The sequence below is a fragment of the Streptomyces sp. NBC_00377 genome (assembly GCF_036075115.1).
Classification (GTDB): domain Bacteria; phylum Actinomycetota; class Actinomycetes; order Streptomycetales; family Streptomycetaceae; genus Streptomyces.
The window spans coordinates 302,420-322,598 of record NZ_CP107958.1 but is presented as its reverse complement, the minus strand read 5'-3'; the positions used below and the strand labels follow the sequence as shown (position 1 = coordinate 322,598).

Below are 20,179 nucleotides of genomic sequence, written 5' to 3'. Positions count from 1 at the left end.
GGCGCGGCCCGCCCGCCCCTCTGACGTGGTCGGCCATCTCGAGCTGTGCCAACCGATCACGCCACGGCGGATTCGGAGCGGCGACCGAGCAGGTCAGAACCGCTACGGACAAGGACGCGGTGGTCGCAGCGAGCCGCGACCGGAAGCGCCAGGACGGCACCGCCACCCTCGCCCATGGATCCCGCGCTGAATTCCTCGCGCGCTGCTGCCAGTTGCTAGACTTCGGGCGGCGCCTTCCGATCCTCGACCATGTCTCCCCCGTCTTCGCCCGCCATACGCACCACCAGATCGTGGTCGTATCCGCTGAGGAGTTCGACGCCGCGGAGCAGGGCGGAGTGGTCGAGCTCCGCCTCCCCGCGGGCCACGGCGGATGCCACGAACTGGGCGGCGACGCTGCCCAGGGGGATGGCGGCGCCGATCGCGCGGGCGGTGTCGGTGACGATGCCCAGGTCCTTGTGGTGCAGCCCCATTCTGAAGCTGGGTGTGTAGTCGCGCTTCAGGAAGTTGTCCTTCTTGCGGGCGAGGGCGTTGGAGCCCGCGAGGCCGCCACCCAAGACGTCGAGGGCGACTTCGAGGTCCACCCCGGACTTCTCGAGGAAGACCACCGCTTCCGCGCACGCCTGCAGGTTGATCGCGAGGACCAGCTGGTTGGCGGCTTTCACCGTCTGGCCCCGTCCGTTCGGACCGCAGTGCGCGATGGTCCTGCCCAGGGCCTCGAAGACGGGTTTCGCTTCCGCGAAATCGTCTGCATCCCCGCCGACCATGATCGACAGGATGCCGTCGACCGCGCCGGTCTCCCCGCCCGCGACGGGCGCGTCCAGGACCCGGATCCGGCGCTCGGCGGCCTTGTCCGCCAGCTTGATCGCCTGCTGCGGGGCGATGGTGGACATGTCGATCAGCAGTGTTCCCGGGCGGGCGTGGGCCAGGACGCCGTCGAGGCCGAGAGCAACTTCCTCGACCTGCGGAGCGTCCGGGAGCATGGTGATCACTACCTCGGCCTCGCGGACTGCCTCGCGGATCGACGCCGCGGACCGGCCGCCCGCTGCCCGCAGCGGTCCGGCCTTGGCGTCGTTGCGGTTCCAGCCGTATACGGTGTGTCCGGCTCTGCACAGGTTGACAGCCATCGGGCTGCCCATGGTGCCAAGGCCGAGGAAAGCGATCGTCTTCAACACGAACTCCTTTGTGACGGCGGGAGAAGGCGGTGGCGGAGCGGGTTTCAGGGCCGGAGCAGCCGTTCCAGGTCGCGGCGGGTGGCGGGCGGCCTACGAGGGACCGGATCGCCGTCCAGGAGCCGGTGTCGCCGGCGAGAATGGGGTCTGGGCACCCGAGACCGAGACCGATCTCGGGGGACATGAACAGGGCGAGGCAGGGTCCACACCGAGGATCCGACGTGCTCGGACAGGACGGGCAGGACGAGGTCGCGGCGGGCGGTCAAGCGCCTCCCGCATTCCAGGCGTAGGCGTCCTCGGCTTCGGGATCCCAGCCGATGAGCCGACTGCCTCGTCGGGGGGATGTGTGAGCCATGTTCGCTCAGAGTGCGTGATGGGGCTTCGCGGGCTCGGACGGGCCCCGGCGAGGGTTGCTCGCCGGGGCCCGGCATTCCGGCTTGCATGCTGGTGCGGCGGTGTGACGCCTCAGAGGCTTCAGAAGCTGAGGTCCAGCGCCTTCACTTTGTCCCGCTCACGGTCCGGGTGGCTGTCGGGGAAGACGAAGCAACGGGTGTTCTTCAGCTTGTTGTTCTCGACCTTGGCCGTGGAGAAGATAACCACCGGGACCCGCTCGCCCTTGTTGAGGAAGTCCGCGCGGAAGTCGATGATCGGTGCGTCCTCGCCCCAGCGGCCCAGGAAGTCATCCACGACGTCCTGGTCGGCGTAGATGTGCCGGATGTGGCGACCGACGTAGGTGTCCGGCTGTTCGCTCGCCCCGACGATCGCGATGTCCTTCCAGTTCGCGTGGGCAACCGTGCCGTCCTCCTCTATGAGGTGGATGGCGACGGGGCAGTTGTCGTAGTAGGCCTTGATGAACGCGACGGCGTCTTCACCGGCCGGTGTGTAGGACTCGCTGGACCGGTCGACCTGGTCGATCCATGCCTGGGCGGTGGAGGAGCCCTCGCCCGGCGCAGGGGAGGGGCTCGGGTGGGTGGTGACCGGGCGCAGGGCCCAAAAGCCGTAAGTCGTGCCGTCGACGCTTGCGAAGCCGACGTTGGCGTACCCGGAGGGGAACTCGGGATTGGTGAACGTCGCCTCCAGGTTCTCCACGGGTGTCCCGGCCTTCACCAAGGCATCGTGGCCGTCGATGCCCAGGATGTCGGGGAGCCTGCTGCCGGCCGCGGCCTTGTCACGCAGAAGCTCCGTGGCGGCCTTGTTGGCCAGCACCACCGTGCCGTCGGCGTCGGTGACCAGCATGCCGGGAGAGGCCCAGTTGAACAGGTCGAGAAGCTGTTCGGAAGAAGGGTGCTTCGACATGGTGTCTGTCTGCCTTTCTCTGGGTTACAGAACCTTGCGGCTGTAGTTGAAGACCTGACCGGTGGGTCCGTTCGGCGGGAACTCGGCGATGGCGACGATCCACTCAGCCACGGTGCGCGGCGACTTGAGCCAGTCGGTTCCGAATCCCGCGTTGATGGCGCGGATGATCTGGTCGTTCATCTCACCGTCCAGCCCGGCCATCGTCATGGCGGTTGCCACGGGGCCGGGACGGACTTCGTTCGCCACGACACCGTCGTCGGCGAACTCGACCGAGCACGCTCGCATCAGGGTGGTCATCGCGGCCTTGCTGGCCGCGTACGCCCAGCGTTCGGGCCGGTAGCCGTTGGCCAGACTCGCCCCGACGAATGTCAGGGAGCCGCCGCCGGCCTGCTTGAGCAGCGGAGCCGTCGCCTGCACGAGGTTCAGCGCCGTGCGTACGTTCGTCTCGTAGGTGTCCGCCGCTACCTGCCACTCGACCTTGACGAGGTCGGCGGGATCCGGTGAGAGGCCGGCGTTGAGCACCACCGCCCCGATCCCCTCGGCGAGGGCGGCGCCCGCGGAAGCGAGGGCGGCGCGCACTGCTTCGCCGTCTCGCACGTCGGCGACGAGGTCGATGTAGCCGCTCTGCTCGGCGAGGGCGAGGTTGCCACGCCGGGACAGTCCGACGACGGTGTACTGCCTGCGCAGGAACTCCGTCGCCACAGCCGCGCCGATCCCGGACGAGGTGCCGGAGACCACCGCCACCCGGGAGGCGTCCTGCCCCATCAGGCGGCCTGGAAGACGGTCGCGTCGATGGCCTTCAGGGTGCGCATCGACTCGATGGTGATGACGCCCGGGTCCAGCTTGCGGCCGTGCAGGCGCTCGATCTCGATGACCATCTGGACGAACTGGAGGCTCGTCACCGCGCCCGACTGGATGAGGTCGGTGTCTTCCTGGATGTCGAGCGGCTTCTCGTGGAGGCCGTCGAGCCACTTGCGCAGCGACATTATCTTGCTTTCCACTGTGCCCTCTTCCTCTTACTTTGTCCTGAACTCCACGGAGAAGTCGGTGGGATGGGAGAACGACTGGCTCTCCATGCCGAGGCGGTCGCGGGTGACGACCACGTCCGAGCAGCGCCGGACGATCTCCTCGATGAGCAGCGAGAACTCGGCCTTGGCGAGCATGGCCCCCGGGCAGGCGTGTGCTCCGACCGCGAACGGGATCGAGCCCTTGCGGCTTCTGCCGGTTTCGAACCGGTCGGGGTGGTCGAAGACCCGCGGGTCACGGTTGGCTCCGGCGACCGAGGCCAGTACTGCCGAGTGCCGCGGCACTCTCACGCCCTGAACGGTCAGGTCCTCGGCGGCGAACCGGACGATCGTCTGCACGGGCGGGTACAGCCTGAGGGTCTCTTCGATGTAGTCGTCCCGGACCGCCTCGTCGCGAAGCTCGACCAGATCGAAGAGGCCGCGTCCCATGCAGTACACGAGCGAGGTGATGAACGCGCTGCTGGTCTCCGTACCAGCCAGGAAGAACAGCAGCGCCGTCGAGCGCACTTCGCTGTCGGTCAGTGAGATCCCCTTGCGGTCCCGGGTCCGCTCGATCGTCTCCAGCAGGGACCGCGCGCCCGCGGTTCCTGCGGCCCGCTGTTCCTCGATCAGCCGCAGCAGTTCGCCGGCGTTGGCGTGGGTCTCGTCGGTCTCCTCGGTGGGATAGTCCAGAAGCCGCGCCAGCGGACGGGTCAGGTGGTGGAACCGATTCTCCAGCGAGGTGTCGACACCGAGGATCGTGCACACGATTCCGTACGGCACCCGATGCGCGAACGAGTTGTAGAAGTCGTCGGTCTCGATGCCCGCGATGCTGTCGACCAGGCTGTGGATCAGCCCTGGCATCAGCGCCTGTTTGTACTCGGCGATGCGTCCGGCGGACAGGATCGGTGCCAACAGGGCGCGGAAGGCCCGGTGGCTCGGCCCGTCGGCGTCGAGCACGTTGGGGCCGAAGGCGCGCGCGCTGGCCTTGAGCGGATGGTCGGCCACAATCGAGGGATGGGCCAGAGCCTCCTGCACCGCGGCGTTGCCGGTCACGGCGAACAGTCCCTCGTCCAGCCGGTGCACGTCCGCCTGCCCCCTGAGATGCCGGTACCAATAAGGCCGTGAGAGCAGCCTTGCCGGAGACTCTGCGGTCGCTACGAAGGGCATGTGGCGTGCCCCCCGACGCCCAGGCCGGCGACGCCGGCCAACAGTCGCATCGCCGCGTGCCATTCGGCGTCGGTCAGGCCCAGAGGTCCGGGTTCCCTGTAGTACGCGGTGAGCGATCCGGTCCGGCCATCAGCTGCCTCAAATTTGCAGTGGAAAATTGACTGGCCGTGAATACCTCCGGAGGGAGCGAGAGCTACGGCCTCCGATCCGGCGACCCCGCCGAGTCCGCCGGTGCCCAGGGAAAAGCCTGAGAAGGTGATGGATATTTCCGGGGTCAAGTTTCGCCGGACGAGCTCGAAGACGAGCCTGAGACGTTCCTTGGGATCATGCTCGGTCGCGTACCGGTCGAGGAGAGCATTCGCCGCCTCCAGTACTCGTTCTATTCTGCGTTTTCCTTGGATGGATTCTAGGGCGACGGAGAATCTTTCTTCGGTGGTGTTCTGTGTACTCAAGTGTCGAGTCCTTGCCTGTTGCGCGGGGTCTGGCACTTGTGGAGCAGGAATCCGTGCGGCGTTCACGAGGTGTAGCCGAAGCGCGCCGAAAGTTCCCGCTTGTTGATTTTCGTGTTCTCCAGGAGAGGCATCGAGGAGACGAAATGCACCATGGAGGGCGCCATGTAGGCGGGTAGCCTCTCCCTGAGCAATCCCTGCATTTCCTGCTCGGTCATGGCTGTGTGGGGCTGCTCGGCGAACAGGATGATGCGGGGTGTTCCGGTGCGATCGGGGATCGGCATGACGACCGATCGTGTACTGCCCAGGATTCGAGCGGCCGACTCGATCTCCGCCGGTTCGATTCGATGACCGGCGATTTTGATCTGGGCGTCCTTGCGGCCGACGAAATGCAGGACGCCGGAGTCGTCCAGGTTGCCCTGGTCACCGGTGAGATAGACCGGAATCCGCTCCCGGCCGACCGTGACGTGCCGGAACACGGCGGCGGTTTGGGCGGGGGCGTTCAGATAGCCGAGAGCGAGTCCCGTCCCGCCGATGGCGACCTCGCCCGTCTCGCCCGGCCGGACGGGGATGCCGTCGCGGACGATGTATATCTGCGTGCCGGGCACGGGAAGGCCGGCCGGGATGCCGGTCGCCGCTTCGGTGTCGTCCTCGGTGATGCGATGGACCGTGGCGAAGACACAGGACTCGACGGGCCCGTAGCCGTTGTACAGGTCGATGCCGGGGTGTGTGTCGAGAAGTTTCCGGCAGTTCGACGGAGACGGTTTGTCCCCGCCCAGCAGCACGGCCCGCAGACCGCCAAGGCACTCGATGTCGCCGCCCGCGATCACGTCGAAGAGCGAAGGCGTGAGGAAGAGATGGGTGGCGCCCAGGTCGTGGACGTAGAAGCGGATCGCCGGTGGCAGCAGCAGGTCGTCCTCGTGCACGACCACGGTGCCGCGGCTGAGGAGGGTGCCCCACAACTCCAGGGTGAAGGCGTCCCAGGCGACGGCCGCCGCGTGGATCATCACCGGGTGCTCGCCGAAGTCCATGAAGCCCTTCGGAGCGAACAGTCTCGTGGTGGCTCGGTGCGGGGACAGCACCCCCTTGGGGCTGCCGGTGCTCCCCGACGTCCAGAACAGGGTTGCGCAGGCGTCCGGCGGGACGTCCGGCAGGCCGGCCGGCGCCTGGGCGGCCGGCTCTGTCCGCAGCAGGTCGTCGAAGGTGGTGTGGCCGGTCCCCGCCTGGTCGAGCCGGGTGGAACCCGCGGCATCCGCCAGGACGACGGGGGAGCGCATGGTGCCCAGCAGTTCGGCGATGCGGGGGACCGGCCACCGCACGTCCAGGACGCCGTAGGCGCCGCCGGCCATGAGGACGCCGAGAAGGACTGCGGCCAGGTCCGGTGACCTGCGGGCCACGACGGGGACGATGCTGCCGGGCCGCACGCCGTGCCCGATCAGACGGTGAGCGATCCGACGGGACCTGTCCGCCAGCTCCGCATAGGTCACCGCCTTCCGGGCGGTGACGATGGCATTGCGGTCCGGGAATTCCCGGGCGATCCGCTCGAATGCCTCATGAATGGTTGACTCGGAATCTTCCCTGTCGTACATGGTGCTACGCACGATTGATCCCCCCAACGGCGCGGTCGCTGACAAGCGGCGAGTCTTTCGACGGGCGTCAGTCGAATTTCATCGAGGACGGGAGGATCGAGCCGGGGGCGAGGTCGAGCCGCGGGGGAGCGGAGAACTCCATGAGAACGGCCCCTTCCTTTCCGACGAAGGTGGCCGTGTGGCGCTGACGCGAGGGGATGTAGGCCACGTCGCCAGCGTTGAGTTCGTACTCGGTGCCCTCGCAGACGAAGCGGATGGACCCCTCGGTGACCACGACCCACTGCTCGTTCTCGTGCCAGTGCGGAGGCAGGTTCAGGTCTCCGGACTGATCTGCCACCACTTTGAGGCAGGACATTTCCTGGCCGAACGCGAAGCGACGCGACAGCGCGATCCCTTCGGCCTTGAGTTCCTCGTGGTCGTCCCAGTTTATCTTCATCGGATTTCTCCTAGTTGACGCACATGGAGCACGGCTGAGGACCTTTGGGTCCAGGGGCTCGTTGCTTTGGTGGAACGCTTTACGACCCAGGCCAGACGGTACGTAACCGCGAAGTTACTTTCAATGGGCATCTCACATTACGGATAGCCGACCGAGGAGACACAGGATATTCCCTGTTGCAAAGTGGCTGAGATGTCTATTGCGCGCTGCCGGTCTTCGTCGCCTCGAGGGACTCCGGGGACGGCGCATCGGGCCGGGCCGGGACGCGGTCGGGAAGGCGCAACGCCAGTGCGACAGGGACGGCGAAGACGAGGAGCAGTGCATAGAAGGTCGCGCGCAGACCACTGGAATCGGCCAACCAGCCGAACGCGGGGGAACACAGGCCGCCCGCCGCCATGGCCAGCCCCAGCGTCAGCCCGCTGGCCGTGCCGGGCCGCTGGGGCAGGTAGTCCTGCGCCAGCGTCACCTGGGCGGCGAAGGGCAGGAACATGGCGGTGCCGAACAGCGCGGCACTGGCGACCAGGACCGGGAACGTCGGGGCCCACGCGATGCCGAGCAGGGCCGGAAGTGCCATCAGGTACCCGAAGCGCAGCGAGGTCATCCGGCCGTACCGGTCGCCGACCAGGCCGCCCAGCAGGGTGCCGACGGCGCCTGCCGCGGTGTAGACGGTCAGCGCGGCGGCGCCTGCCGCCGCGGATTGCCCCAGATCGCGCTGCGCGTGCAGGGACACCAGGGAGGTGACGGTGACGAAGGGGATGGACCAGCCGATGATGACGACCACCAGTTGGCCGAAGGCGCGCCAGTCGTCGGCCTGTGCCGTGCCGGCCCCGGACTTCGTCGCCGATGCGGCAGTCACCAGCGGAGCCGCCTCCGTATGGCCCCGCCAGCGCATCCATGGCGCCTTGAGCACCCATAGGATCGCCATGATCGCGGCTGGGACGGCCAGCAGGTAGCTCACCTCGAATCCCGCCGACCCGATCACCAGGGTGACCAGCGTCGGCGCGACGGCGCCGCCGACCGTCCCCCCGACGGAGAAGACGCTCATCGCCTTCTGTGAGGAGCCGCCGGCGGCACGGGCCTGGCTGGTCGCCGGCGGGTGATAGGCCGCGATACCGATCCCGGCCACCGCGACACACAGCCAGGTGAGCGCGTAGTTGCCCGACAGTCCGGCCGCGACCACGCCCAGGGCGGCCGTGACGAACCCGGCCGGCACGAGCCAGGTCTGTGGCCTGCGGTCGGAGAGAACGCCGAACAGCGGCTGGAACAGGCTGGAGACGCCGCTCGCCGCGAACGCCAGGCCGGAGACCGCGGCATAGCTGTAGTGACGCTCGGACATCAGGAACGGCAGCATCGCAGGGATCGCACCCTGGTACAGGTCGTTGACCGCATGCGTGCCGGCCAGGAAGCCGAGTTGCCCTTTTTTCATCGAAAAGCCTGTCCTGTTCGCCATGGGGAGTAAAGATCTGGAATCAGCAGGTTCTCAGGTCCTCAGGTCCTCTGAGGTGTTACCTTACCGAGTGCCGCGAGGCGCGAAAACCCCTCCCCGTCAAAGGTGTTGGCCTCGGCGTTCGCCCTGCCGGCTGAGGCATTCACACACGAAGGAGCTTCAGATGAGCGCACAGACCGCTGTCCGGGTGTCGGAAGGACTCGTCGCGCTGGAGGAGGAGCCGACCCGACTCGCCGAGACGCTGGACGACCTCTGCACCAGGTGGGCCAGGGCATCGGGCGCCGTCGCGCTGACCGTGCCTGCGCTGCTGCCGGTCGCCGACCTCGCCGCGCTCGACGTCTACCGGAACTTCCCTCAGCTCGCCCTCGTCTCCTCGCCCCTGAACGTTGCCGCGGCCGGGACCGGACAGATCGAACAGCAGGCCTCCTTCGGGGAGTTCGGTCCCGAGGCGCTGCGCGGGGCGGGCCTCGCCCTCCCATCCAGCGCCTGCTACGGCGTGTACCTCCACCACCGCGACCGGCAGGTGTCCCCGGACGGGGAGCTGGTGACCGTGGTCGCGCAGTGCTTCCGCAACGAGGACCGCTTCGACGGACTCCGCCGGCTCAAGGCGTTCCGGATGCGTGAGGTTGTGGCGCTGGGAAGCCCGGACCAGGTCACGGACCACCTCGATCATTCGGCGCGCTTCCTGGACGCCTTGGCAGGCGAGGTCGGCCTGCCGCTGGAACGCCGCGCGGCCTCCGACCCCTTCTTCGACCAGTCCAGCGAACGTGCCACGTTCCAGCAGCTGCTTCCCGTCAAGTACGAGTACGTCTACAAAGGCCTGGCACTCGCGTCGGTCAACACCCACTTCCTCTTCTTCGGTGAGCGGTGCGCCATCTCGCTGCCGACCGGCGAACCGGCGTCCACCAGCTGTGTCGGCTTCGGCGTCGAGCGCTGGCTGCACGCGCTGGCCGACCACTTCGGCGGAGACTGGGAGCTGGCTCAGGACGCCGTGGAGAAGGCCGGGAAGTCGCTGGCCTGAGGCAGGGGGCACAGTGGTGCGCGCCGGTGGGCGCGCACCACCGTGCCCGGCGGCCTCAGCCGACGTGCGGCCGGGGCCCGCGGCGGGCCGTCACGCTCCAGCGTCCATCGGTGCGGGTGAGCCGGACGGGATGGTCGAAGCACTTACTGACCTGGTCGCTGGTGAGGACCTCCTCGACGGGCCCGGAGGCCAGACAGCGCCCGTCGCGCAGCAGCAGTACATGGGTCGTCCCAGGAGGAAGCTCTTCCAGATGATGGGTGACCAGGACCGAGGCGAGATCCGGACACGTGTGCTGCAACGTGTCGAGCCGCTCGATGAGCTGCTCGCGGCCGGCGACGTCCAGACCGGTCGCGGGTTCGTCGAGCAGCAGCAGCCGCGGATCGGGCATCAGCGCCCGGGCGATCAGCGTACGGCCCCGCTCGCCCTGGGACAGGGTCGGCCACCGTGCCTCGCGGCGGTCGCCGAGTCCGAGCAGCTCGATGAGGCGGTCGGCCAGGGCGATCTGCTCCGGGGCCGGAACCCATCGGGGGATGCGTTCGAGAGAGTTGGTGACGCCGGTCAGCACCACGTCGTGGACCTTGAGGGCCGAGCGCAGGTCGTGCCGCGGATTGACATGGCCGACGGAGGACCGCAGTTGGCGCATGTCGACCCGCCCCAGTTGGTGTCCCAGTACCTGGACGGTGCCGCGAGTGGGGTGGGTGAGCGCCCCGAGGAGAGCGAGCAGGGTGGTCTTGCCCGCGCCGTTGGGGCCGAGCAGCGCCCAGTGCTCGCCGGCCCGTACGGTCAGCGACACATCACTGAGGATCGCGCTGCCGTCGCGGACGACCTCCACGTCCTGCGCGTGCAGTACCGGTTCCGTGCTCACGAGGACGCCTGTTCGCAGCGGTTGACGGCGGCCATGACGGCGTGGACCGACGCGGTCAGGACGGAGGTGTCCCACCCCGCGCCCCAGCAGGTCACGCCGTTCACCCGGCATTCGGCGTAGGCCACGGCGGGGCTCCCCGGCCCGGTGCTGGTGGAGTGCTCGGTGTAGCCGAGGATGTCGATGGCGATGCCCACGGTGCGCAGGGCGTCGGCGAGGGCGGACAGCGGTCCGTTGCCGATGCCGTGGCAGGAGTGCTCCTGCCCGCCGGTGCGCAGGGTGCAGGTGAACTGGTGCTCCCCGGTGGCGGGTTCTGTGGCGTTCCAGGAGGCCAGGGCGATGGGGCCGTCCAGAGCCGGGGAGATGTAGGTGGTGCGGAAGAGTTCCCACAGCTCCTTGTGGCTCAGCTCCTGGCCGGTGGAGTCGGTGACGTGCTGCACCGTGCGGGAGAAGTCCGGGCGCATCGACTGGGGCAGGTCCAGCCCGTGGTGGGTGTGCAGGAGGTGGGCGATGCCTCCCTTGCCGGACTGGGAGTTGATGCGGATGACCTCCTCGTAGGTACGGCCGATGTCGCCCGGGTCGATGGGCAGGTACGGCACCGCCCACGGCGCCTCTTCGGCGGCGAAGCCCTGCTCGGCGGCCTGCTTGGCGTGATGGGCCATGCCTTTGGCGATGGCGTCCTGGTGGGTGCCGGAGAAGGCGGTGTGCACGAGGTCGCCGCCGTAGGGGTGGCGGGGGTGGACCGGCAGCCGGTTGCAGTGCTCCACCACCTCGCGCACGGCGTCGATGTCGGAGAAGTCGACCATCGGGTTCACACCTTGCGCGTACAGATTGAGGGCCAGGGTCACCAGGTCGACGTTCCCGGTGCGCTCGCCGTTGCCGAAGAGGCAGCCCTCGACGCGCTGCGCCCCCGCCATGACGGCGAGTTCGGCGCAGGCCACACCGGTGCCGCGGTCGTTGTGCGGGTGGACGGAGAGGATCACCGAGTCGCGGCGGGCCAGGTGGCGGTCCATGTACTCGATCTGGTCCGCGTACACGTTGGGTGTGGCGATCTCCACGGTCGCGGGCAGATTGTGGATCACCGGCCGGTCGGGGCTCGCCTCCCACAGCTCGGTCACGCTGTTGCAGACCTCCAGGACGAAGTCCGGCTCCGTGAGGTTGAAGACCTCCGGGGAGAACTCGAACCGGATGTCGGCGCCCGGCCGCTGTTCGGCCCTGCGCAGAAGGTGGCCGGCGGCGTCCAGGATCAGCCGGTGGACCTCGTCACGGGAGCGGGACAGGACCACGTTCCGCCAGGTGGGCGCGGTCGCGGTGTAGAGGTGTACGAGGGTGCGGGGGAGGCCTTCGACGGAGGCGATGGTCCGGTCGATCAGGTCTTCGCGGGCCGCGGTGAACACGGAGATGGTCACGTCGTCGGGGACGGTGCCGCTGTCGGCCAGGTGCCGGACGAAGTCGAAGTCGGTCTGGCTGGCGGACGGGTAGCCGACCTCGATCTCCTTGAAGCCCATCATGACCAGGAGGTCGAACATCCGGCGCTTGCGTTCGGTGTCCATCGGCTCGGCCAGTGCCTGGTTGCCGTCGCGCAGATCGACCGGCACCCACAACGGGGCCCGCTCGATCCGGCGGGAGGGCCAGGTGCGGTCTGTCAGGGGCAGGGCGACCCGCTGGTGAGCGGGCTGGTAACGGTGGTGCGGCATCGCGCTCGGACGCTGGGGGTTCCAGCGCGGCGCGTCCGCCGGGACGTCACCGGCCGGAGTGCGCAGGGTGGGAAACGCCGCGCTCTGAGAGGGAGCTGCCATGGTGTACTGAACTTCTTTCAGTCGGCCATCGTGTGACCGGCGCAGCCCGATACCCCGCTGCGGGGTGCCGGTCGTGTCAGGCCCCGCAGCGGCAGCCGAGGAGAAGGAGCTCGTGCAGCAGCATGCGAGGTACAGTAACGACAACTCAGCTCCTCAGACAACCCGAGAGGTACGGGAAGGTGAACCTCACATGTCGCTAGGCGCCTTGCGGCCATCCCCCTTGGTCGAGCAGGCCACGGAACACCTGCGCGAGCAGATCACCAGCGGCGAGTGGGATGTGGGGACGAAGCTCCCCGGCGAGACCGCCCTCGCCAAGTCACTTGGCGTGGGGCGCTCCACCGTCCGTGAGGCCCTGCGCGCACTGGCCGGCGCTGGACTGGTGCAGGCACGCCAGGGATCCGGTGTGTTCGTCATCGCGACCAGCCCCAAGGAGGACTGGTCCACCCAGCTCCGCCAAGCGGTCATCACGGACGTCTACGAGGTCCGCATGCTCCTCGAGGTGGAGGCCGCACAGCTGGCCGCGCAGCGCCGCACCGAGGACGACATCACTGCCCTCCACGAGGCCCTGGCCAGGCGCCGTGACGCCGCGAACGCCGGCAACACCGAGTTCGTGGAGGCCGACATCGCCCTGCACCAGGTCATGGTCGCCGCGGCCCACAACCCGGTACTTACCGGCCTGTTCACCGAGTTCAAACCGGTGCTCCAGCAACGGCTGCTCGACCTGGTCGAGTTGCTCGGTCTGCGCTCCGACGATCCGAACCACGGCGACACGGGGCACGCCGTCCTGGTGGACGCCGTCGTGCAGGGAGACGCCGAGGCGGCCGGACGGGCGCTGCGGGACGAGCTCCAGCAGACCCTCGCCCTGCTCCACACCCTCTGATCCACGTCGTCGTCCGTCGTCCTCCCGGAGAGCGGTAGTCATGCTCGATGCCGAACCGTGGATACGGTCCTTCCCTGCCACGGCGTTACCCGCCACGCCCTGGAGGATCCTCTTCTTCCCGCACTCGGGCGGCTCCGCCGGCTCTTACCAGGAACTCGCGGCGCGGCTGGCCCGCACGGCCCGGACGGCGTGTGTGCAGTACCCCGGGCGTGCGGAACGAGGACGCGAGCCTCTCTTCACCGATGTGCACATCCTCGCGGACCAGGTGGCCGAAGCACTGGCCCCGGTCCGCGGGGACGGACCGCTGGTCCTCTTCGGGCACAGCCTGGGGGCGGCGGTGGCCTACGAAGTCGCCCGGCGCATGCCCGACCAGCGGCGGCTCGTGCTCGTCGCCTCCGGGCATCCCGCCCCTTCGCGCATCAGACTGCCCGCCCTGGTCGGCGAGGGCTCGGGCGACCCCGACGGGCCGCTGGTCGAACTCATCGGATCGCTGGGAGGCGCCGACGCCCGACTGCTGGACCACCCGGTGCTGCGCCAGATGTTCCTGCCGGTCATCCGCGGTGACCTCCTCGCGCACAGCCGCTACCGACCCGAGGCCGGCTCGACCATCGACTGTCCGGTGGTCGCACTGACGGGAACCACGGACCCGCTCACCACCCCCCTCGACGTCCGGGCGTGGGAGCGGCACACCTCCTCGGCCCTGCGCGTGCACGAGTTGCCCGGGGGACACTTCTTCACCAACGAGCGCGCCGAGGACGTGGCGGACATTTTGCGCAGTGTCATGACGAACGAGCGGGCGCTCGACGCGCATCGGTGACCCGGCGGCAACCACCGGCGCCGGCGCCCGTCCTCCCTGGCGCCGTACGCCGTCAGAAAACCGACCGCAGCCGTCCCGCAAGCAGCAGAGAAGTCGGCCGGGATGCCCGGTACGGGTTCCAGCTCAACCTGCTGACCTGCCACGAGCACGATCACAATGCGGATCTCGGGCGGGTAGAGGCCGCGCAGGCAAGGGCAGAACTCCAGGAACCCGGTCCGCTTCTTCCTCGGCTCGATGTGGCCCCGTAGAGCTTTCCCTTGGCCAGGTCATAGGCGGCGAACAGGTGCCGCACCCCGTGCGTGCGGGTGCAGGTCGCCGCCGCCGGGGCCTCGGTTCCCGGGCGGGATCCTTGTGGCGGCCGCCGCGTTCGGTCCACTGCCGCCCGGGGTGGGGCTGGAGGTTGAGCGGCCGAACTCGTCCATGCAGATGACGACTTCGGGCTCGCCTTCCTCGGGGCCGCGCGGGTGCGTCGAGGAGATCGCCGTCGCGCCCGCCGGCCGGGAGAGGGTGACCCTCGCCGCGGGCGTGGAGGTGCTGCCGGTGATCACCCAGGGCTGGCGGATATATTTCGTAGCTCGATATATGCTCGATGCATGACCAGACAGAAGCCGCCCTTGACGGAACCGCAGTACTTCATCCTTGCCGCACTCATGGACGGACCGTTGCACGGTTACGGCATCATCAAGGCTGCCGAGCAGGCCACCGACGGAAGGCTCCGGATCGCTGTCGGCACTCTCTACGGCGCGTTGGAGCGGATGGAACGGGCCGGGCTGGTGGCCGCCGGCCATGAGGAGATCGTGGACGGGCGGGCGCGCCGCTACTACCGGCTCACCGAGGACGGCACCGAGGCGCTCGGCCGGGAGGCGCTGCGGATGCAGCAGGCGGCGGCCGTCGTCATCGGACACGCGCGGGACGCCGGAGCGGCCCCCGCATGAACCGTCTGCTGCTTGCGGCCTATCCCGAGCCCTACCGTTCACGGCAGGGAGAGGAGGTGCTGGCCTGCCTGTCCGAGGCGTATCCCGGCCGCTCCTGGCCCCCGCCGCGGGAAGTCGCCGCCCTGGTGCGCGCCGGGATGCAGGCCCGCGCCCGTGCCGTCGTCGACGACACGGCCCGGCCGTGGTGGCTGGACGGCATCCATCTGGCCGCCCTGGCCCTCGCCGCGCTGGCGCTGGTTCCGTACTTGCAGGATGTGTGGCACTGGGCACTGCACATCGACCCCGGACAGCACGCCATGGCCTTCCACTTCTCCGGCTGGTACCCGTGGGCCGAAGGTCCCACGCGGATACGGCTGCTGCCCTACGGACTGCTCCCGCTGGGCTGCCTGATCGCCCTGCTGCGCGGCAGACCGTGGATCGCGCTGCCCGCCGCGGCAGCCATGATGTGGGCCGGCGCCACGCCCCACGGCCGCACCCTCTTCGGCGACGAGGGCAAGGCGGGCCTCGGCTACTACGGTCTCGGCGCCCCGATAACGGCCCGTGACCTGGTGCTGTCGGGGGCACTTTGTGCCGCGTGCGCCGTGCTGGCGCTCTGCCGTCCCGGCCGTCTGCGACGCCGCTCGTACCGCTGGCTGGCCCCCGTCGTGCTCGCCATGTTCGTGGCCGGGGGACTGCACATCATCTCCGTCAGTCCGGCTTTCCAGCGCGGTTTGTTCGTCCTCGAAGTCACCGCGCTGATCGCCGCATGGGTGGCGACGGCCGCCACCGGCGACCACCGGTGGCTGATCCCCGTCGCGGCGTTCGCGATCGTCCGCACGCAGGCGATCGTCGTCCGGCCGGACGCGTTCATGCAGTCCTTTCCGGACCTGGTCGTCCTCATCCTGCTGATCGCACCCCTCCCCGCCCTGGCGATCGCCGCCCAGCGCCGACAGGGGCAGGCACTCGCCGAATAGGAGCGGACCACCTCCGGTGGGCCGGCCGAGCCCGGCGGCCCACGTCGTGCCGGAAGACGTGCGTGACCGAACTACTCCCAACGGAAGAAACAGAGCGATGACTCAGCACGATTCTCAGTCCCTGCCCGCGCACCGTCCGGGGGCCACAAGGCAGGCCCCCGATGCCCCCGCCAACCCCAGCCCGTCGCGCACGACACGGCCGTGGATGCCGGCTCTGCTCTACACCCTGGGGTTCCTGACGGTCTACCTGCTCGCCGTCTGCACCCCGTGGGGGCAACGAGCTGAGAACGCCCTGTTCCATCTCGGTAAAGGGGACCCCGAAGCTGCATGGATCTACCCCCTGTCAGGAGCGGCCTACGGCTCGACGCCCCTGCCGCCGCTGGAATTGAGCGCCAAGCCCACCCTGATGGTGGGCCTGGCCGTCATCGTGGTCCTCACCCTGGTGCGGCGGTGCTGGCGGCAGGGGTGCGCGGCACTCGGGGTCGTCATTCTCACGACCGGAGGCAAGGAGGTGCTCAAATCGACCCTGCCCCGCCCCGATCTGGTGGGCGCGCCCGAGAATCTCCTTGATCAGGGTTTCCCCAGCGGGCACACGGCCATCCCCGCGGCGCTGACCCTCGCCGCCGTCCTCGTGGTTTCCCGCCGCATCCGGCCCTACGTCGCCACGGCCGGTGTGCTGTGGCTCGCCTGCATCGCCGCCTACAGCGCGACCATGGGCGGCCACCGGCCCAGCGAAGTGCTGGGAGCCACACTGTTGGCCTGTGCCTTTTACGGCCTCGCAACCTGGCTGCTGCCGCCGGCCGCCGTGCCAGGCGCCACGCGGAGCCCCCGTGCGCTGCCCGTCATCACCCTGACGTCGGCACTGGCCGTCGCCCTCCTTTCCGGCGCACGGAACGACACCCTCACAAGGTCACTGGTCTCCGCGGCGACGGCCTTCCTATGCGCGGCCCTGGTCTGGTACGCCGCAGTCGGGCGGCCCGCACACACCGCACGCCGCACACGCCCCGTCCTGGACTGACCACCCGGCCGGCTCCGGGCCGGAACCGGCGCATCCTGGCAAAGCGGCGGTCCCACGCCACCGCCCAGTCGCAGAAGCCGTCGACGCCCGAGCGGGGATGCGCTACCGCCCGGCGCGTCCTCCCGCCGGCGCCGCGTCGAGGGACGTCCACCGCGCTGCCGAGGTGCACCGCGAGTTCAGGGGCCGTCGGCCTACGCGGACGGCAGGCAACCCGTCAGGCGATCCCCGAAGGGCGCACGTCACTGCCGTCACCCGTCGGCCCGGGGCGTTCCCGCTGAGCGATCCGCGACTGCGGGTGACGCAAGAAGGGCATCCGTCGGGGCGGACGTCCCTTCGCCGGTGCCGTTTGACCGGCCTGGCGGCCTGCCCGGCCGGGTCCTAGCAGTAGCCGTCCACCCTGGCGCCGGCTGGAGCGAGGTTGGGCCAGGAATGCCCTGCTCTGGCGGAGGCAGCGGACCGTAGGAGGTCAAGAAGCGTGCACCCCGGATACCCCCGAAAACTCGCGTAGGAGCCCCGGTAGTAGCAGCTCCAGTAGCTCACGACCCGCCGTTGAGTGCGCGCGAAGAAGGCCGGGTTGTCCACGATGAACTGCCCGTAAGCGAGGTGTCCACGGGCGCCGGGGGTGGCGAGATCACGGAGCTCATCGCAGATGACGACCAGGATCTCCAAGACGTACTCGCCAACGAGCTGCACGACGAAGGGGACGACCCATGGGTCCGTGGAAGCAACGACCTTCTCCAGATGACGTTGCCTGACCACCCCGTCGGAGTGCCTTGAGTACAGGCAGTGCAGAAGCTGCCGTTGGCGCGACGAAAGCGACGCCACCGCTTCCGTCGACGGCTCGTCGTTGTAGAGGCGCCCTGGGATCAAAACCTGCTGGCCCCCCACGGCGACCGGGAACGGGACATGCGGCTGGAGCCGAGAATCAGGCATCACTGCCAGAACTGCCGCGGCGTCGCCTGCAAGCTCGGCTGGGAACGCCATGATCAACGGATTGCTGTTGTCGGGAAGCGGCTGCACGAGCCGAGCATAGGCGGATGCCTCGGCCAGGTGGCCGGCATTAATGGCCTCACACCCGCTCACCCCGGCGAGAAGGTATGCGGTCAGAGCGCTGGCTGAGTCGGCTCACACCGACCCCGGTACGTCGAAGTCCGGCGGCGGTTCCTGCGTGAACATCCCGGCCAGGCGCTGGACGGCCGGCCGCGCCGACCGGCTGATTTCTTACAGGAGTGACCGCTCACGACACGCTAACTTGGGGAACCCCTGAGCAGAGGAGAGCCCCGTGGGCAAGGTGGTCCTGTACAGCTCGGTGTCGGTGGACGGCTTCGTCGCGGACGAGAACGACCAGCCCGGACCGCTGTTCGACTGGTTGTCCAGCGGTGACGTCCCGCTGGACGAGAGCGGCGAGCTGAAGGTGTCGCAGGCCTCCTACGACTACACCCGGCCGTACTGGGACCAGATCGGAGTCACGATCGTCGGCCGCCACGTCTTCGACCTGACGGACGGCTGGGACGGGAAGCCTCCGGGCGGGATCGACCACGTGGTCGTCGTGACGCACCGGCCGATGCCCGAGGACTGGGACCCCGAGGCGCCGTTTCACTTCGTCGACGGCGTCGAGGCAGCCGTGGCCAAGGCGCAGAAGCTTGCGGGCGACCGCATGGTCGAGGTCGCCGCCGGCGACGTCGGTGGCCAGGTGCTTGCCGCGGGCCTGATCGACGAGGTGCGCATGGACGTCGTACCCGTCCTGTTCGGGTCCGGCAAGCGCTACTTCGGGTCGGTCCACGCCCAGCAGCTGTTGGAGGACCCTGACGTGGCGATTCAGGGCAACCGGGTGCTTCACCTGCGCTATCGGGTGCGCCGTTGACCGATCCGAAGCGGGTACACGAAGACGTCCACTGCGAACGGTGACACAAGATCGGGCATCCGGCTGCGTTTGCCGCATCGCTGTCGCTGGCCGGGCTGGCGACACCGATCAGCGCTGGCGCTGATGGAGAGTGTGGCGCGCGAGGATCCTGAGAGGGAGGAGGCCGGCGGCTCCTGCCCCGAGGCCAGGGCGAAGATCATCGAGTCCTGGCGGCAGGACAAGCCGCTGCCCGAAGCGCCCGAACCGAGGGAGCAGGGGCAGGTCCTGGACCTGATGGCCGCTCGGCAGGAGTTGGCGCGCAAGGCGCAGGCCTCCCGCGGTGAGACCGATGACGCCGACGTGCACGAGCCCGCGCAGCCGGAGAAGAAGCCACGGCCGGGAAGAGCCCGAAGAAGACGCCCTTCCTCGGGCCGGCCTCCGCCGTCTCCGGCCGGCGACCGCGGCCAAGGAGACTGCGAAGAAGACGGCGGCGCGCAGACCGCGCAGCACGTGACGCATCCGTACGGCCGCCCGGCGGGGAAGATGGAGGCAGGGCTCCCGTTCCGTGATTCCCCCGAGCCGGAACGGGAGCCCGCCCGGCCGTCAGACGGCGCGGGGAATGCCGGCAGGCTGATGCCGGGGTCGAGCGGCCGGGTACCGCGACACCGCTGCGGTGGCGCAGCGGTCGCGGTCCTCGGGTGTGGTGGCGTTCGTGTCGCTCAGTTGTCGGGGTTTTCGATCAGACGGCCGACGGTGGCGGAGATGCTGTCGATGCTTCCGTCGGCGAGGACCGTCGTGAGGACCGTGACGGGTTGGATCGGGTGCGGCGGAACGATCGGGCCCGGCGGATAGAACTCGAGGAAGGTGGGGAAGACGGCCAGCGGGATGACCGGGCCCGGCGGAAAGGCGACGATGGTGCGGTCGGCGCCGATGTAGCGGTAGCGGCGGCCGCTGTCCTGGCCGATGCCGGTGGTGTTGATCAGCTGGCTGGTGATCGTGGCGGTCCCGCCGCCGCCCGGGTTGGTCCGGGTGGTGACGCTGACGCGGATCCGGCCGGTCAGAGTGACTGGCTCCACCGCGGAGGAAAAGGTGCCGCTCAACGCCAGTACCTCAGTGCGCCGGTGGATGACCTGGGCGGATGCGGAGGCGCCCGCTGCGGGAAGAGTCAGCCCCAGTAGGGCCACGAGCAGAAAGATCTTGCCGAAGGCGCGCAGAAGGTTACCGCGCATGTGTGCTCCCATCGATGAGGCGGGACCGCATGACCGCCCCCTCCCGCCGAGGAACCCAGCCTGACCGCATCCGTCAACCGCTGTCCTGCCGGACCGGGCGGACAGGTGAACACCGGCACAGACATCCAGCCCGGCTACCTCGACCCTGCCCCCGCTGGTGCGGCACGCCGACCGACCCCGCCCCGTCCAGTCCCGCTCAAGTCGCCGCGCCGCGCCCTGATATCCCCTGTGGGGGCGACGCTGGGGAAATGGAGGAGCGCGG

General features: G+C 69.1%; 20 protein-coding genes and 1 pseudogene. 7 read left to right on the top strand and 14 right to left on the bottom strand.

The window, feature by feature from the left end:
* Positions 1-215: 215 nt before the first annotated feature.
* From OHS71_RS01645 to OHS71_RS01605, 9 genes are all read right to left on the bottom strand, one after another.
* Positions 216-1,169, bottom strand: coding sequence for a 2-hydroxy-3-oxopropionate reductase (locus OHS71_RS01645; RefSeq protein ID WP_328476004.1), 954 nt, complete (start codon positions 1,167-1,169; stop codon positions 216-218).
* A gap of 474 nt (positions 1,170-1,643) precedes the next feature.
* Positions 1,644-2,465 (bottom strand): PAS domain-containing protein, encoded by an 822-nt coding sequence (locus OHS71_RS01640; protein ID WP_328476002.1) that lies wholly within the window; start codon positions 2,463-2,465, stop codon positions 1,644-1,646.
* Positions 2,466-2,489: 24 nt separating this feature from the next.
* On the bottom strand, positions 2,490-3,230 hold the full coding sequence (locus OHS71_RS01635) for an SDR family NAD(P)-dependent oxidoreductase (protein ID WP_328476000.1): 741 nt from the start codon (positions 3,228-3,230) through the stop codon (positions 2,490-2,492).
* Entirely contained in the window at positions 3,230-3,466 is a 237-nt protein-coding gene (locus tag OHS71_RS01630) for a phosphopantetheine-binding protein (RefSeq protein WP_328475998.1), read from the bottom strand. The genes OHS71_RS01635 and OHS71_RS01630 overlap by 1 nt, the downstream gene beginning before the upstream one ends.
* A 15-nt stretch (positions 3,467-3,481) precedes the next feature.
* Entirely contained in the window at positions 3,482-4,555 is a 1,074-nt protein-coding gene (locus OHS71_RS01625; RefSeq protein ID WP_328475996.1) for a cytochrome P450, read from the bottom strand.
* 71 nt (positions 4,556-4,626) lie between these two features.
* Entirely contained in the window at positions 4,627-5,091 is a 465-nt protein-coding gene (locus tag OHS71_RS01620) for a hypothetical protein (RefSeq protein WP_328475994.1), read from the bottom strand.
* 62 nt (positions 5,092-5,153) lie between these two features.
* Positions 5,154-6,689 carry an AMP-binding protein gene (locus OHS71_RS01615; RefSeq protein WP_328475992.1) on the bottom strand — a complete coding sequence of 512 codons (1,536 nt, stop codon included), beginning with the start codon at positions 6,687-6,689 and terminating at the stop codon, positions 5,154-5,156.
* Positions 6,690-6,744: 55 nt separating this feature from the next.
* Positions 6,745-7,113, bottom strand: coding sequence for a cupin domain-containing protein (locus OHS71_RS01610; protein ID WP_328475990.1), 369 nt, complete (start codon positions 7,111-7,113; stop codon positions 6,745-6,747).
* A 196-nt stretch (positions 7,114-7,309) separates the two neighbouring features.
* Complete coding sequence (locus OHS71_RS01605) at positions 7,310-8,539, bottom strand: MFS transporter (RefSeq protein ID WP_328475988.1); 1,230 nt, start codon at positions 8,537-8,539, stop codon at positions 7,310-7,312.
* 184 nt (positions 8,540-8,723) lie between these two features.
* Between OHS71_RS01605 and OHS71_RS01600 the strand changes: the two genes are divergently transcribed.
* Positions 8,724-9,581: a hypothetical protein gene (locus OHS71_RS01600; RefSeq protein ID WP_328475986.1), complete on the top strand. Its 858-nt coding sequence runs from the start codon at positions 8,724-8,726 to the stop codon at positions 9,579-9,581.
* A gap of 55 nt (positions 9,582-9,636) precedes the next feature.
* Here OHS71_RS01600 and OHS71_RS01595 read toward each other — a convergent pair whose 3' ends face one another.
* Entirely contained in the window at positions 9,637-10,446 is an 810-nt protein-coding gene (locus tag OHS71_RS01595) for an ABC transporter ATP-binding protein (RefSeq protein ID WP_328475984.1), read from the bottom strand.
* Positions 10,443-12,242, bottom strand: a complete 1,800-nt coding sequence (gene leuA / locus OHS71_RS01590) for a 2-isopropylmalate synthase (protein WP_328475982.1) — start codon at positions 12,240-12,242, stop codon at positions 10,443-10,445. Before leuA ends, OHS71_RS01595 begins: the two co-directional genes overlap by 4 nt.
* A 190-nt stretch (positions 12,243-12,432) precedes the next feature.
* Between leuA and OHS71_RS01585 the strand changes: the two genes are divergently transcribed.
* Together OHS71_RS01585 and OHS71_RS01580 are read left to right on the top strand one after the other, a co-directional pair.
* Positions 12,433-13,122, top strand: coding sequence for a FadR/GntR family transcriptional regulator (locus OHS71_RS01585; RefSeq protein WP_328475981.1), 690 nt, complete (start codon positions 12,433-12,435; stop codon positions 13,120-13,122).
* A gap of 40 nt (positions 13,123-13,162) precedes the next feature.
* Positions 13,163-13,939, top strand: a complete 777-nt coding sequence (locus OHS71_RS01580; protein ID WP_328475979.1) for a thioesterase II family protein — start codon at positions 13,163-13,165, stop codon at positions 13,937-13,939.
* A 146-nt stretch (positions 13,940-14,085) separates the two neighbouring features.
* Here the strand turns inward: OHS71_RS01580 and OHS71_RS01575 are convergent.
* Positions 14,086-14,394: pseudogene (locus OHS71_RS01575) on the bottom strand (IS630 family transposase); the annotation flags it as partial.
* Between the two features lie 138 nt (positions 14,395-14,532).
* On the opposite strand from OHS71_RS01575, the gene OHS71_RS01570 reads away from it, so the two are divergent.
* From OHS71_RS01570 to OHS71_RS01560, 3 genes are all read left to right on the top strand, one after another.
* Positions 14,533-14,874 carry a PadR family transcriptional regulator gene (locus OHS71_RS01570; protein WP_328475977.1) on the top strand — a complete coding sequence of 114 codons (342 nt, stop codon included), beginning with the start codon at positions 14,533-14,535 and terminating at the stop codon, positions 14,872-14,874.
* Positions 14,871-15,827 carry a hypothetical protein gene (locus OHS71_RS01565; RefSeq protein WP_328475975.1) on the top strand — a complete coding sequence of 319 codons (957 nt, stop codon included), beginning with the start codon at positions 14,871-14,873 and terminating at the stop codon, positions 15,825-15,827. Before OHS71_RS01570 ends, OHS71_RS01565 begins: the two co-directional genes overlap by 4 nt.
* A 97-nt stretch (positions 15,828-15,924) precedes the next feature.
* Complete coding sequence (locus OHS71_RS01560) at positions 15,925-16,845, top strand: phosphatase PAP2 family protein (protein ID WP_443046836.1); 921 nt, start codon at positions 15,925-15,927, stop codon at positions 16,843-16,845.
* A 378-nt stretch (positions 16,846-17,223) separates the two neighbouring features.
* Here OHS71_RS01560 and OHS71_RS01555 read toward each other — a convergent pair whose 3' ends face one another.
* Positions 17,224-17,865: a hypothetical protein gene (locus OHS71_RS01555; protein ID WP_328475971.1), complete on the bottom strand. Its 642-nt coding sequence runs from the start codon at positions 17,863-17,865 to the stop codon at positions 17,224-17,226.
* Between the two features lie 262 nt (positions 17,866-18,127).
* Between OHS71_RS01555 and OHS71_RS01550 the strand changes: the two genes are divergently transcribed.
* The gene (locus OHS71_RS01550) at positions 18,128-18,709 is read left to right on the top strand and encodes a dihydrofolate reductase family protein (protein ID WP_328475969.1); all 582 of its coding nucleotides are present in this window, start codon (positions 18,128-18,130) and stop codon (positions 18,707-18,709) included.
* Between the two features lie 698 nt (positions 18,710-19,407).
* On the opposite strand, the gene OHS71_RS01545 is transcribed toward OHS71_RS01550, so the two are convergent.
* Entirely contained in the window at positions 19,408-19,917 is a 510-nt protein-coding gene (locus tag OHS71_RS01545) for a hypothetical protein (protein WP_328475967.1), read from the bottom strand.
* Positions 19,918-20,179 lie beyond the last annotated feature (262 nt).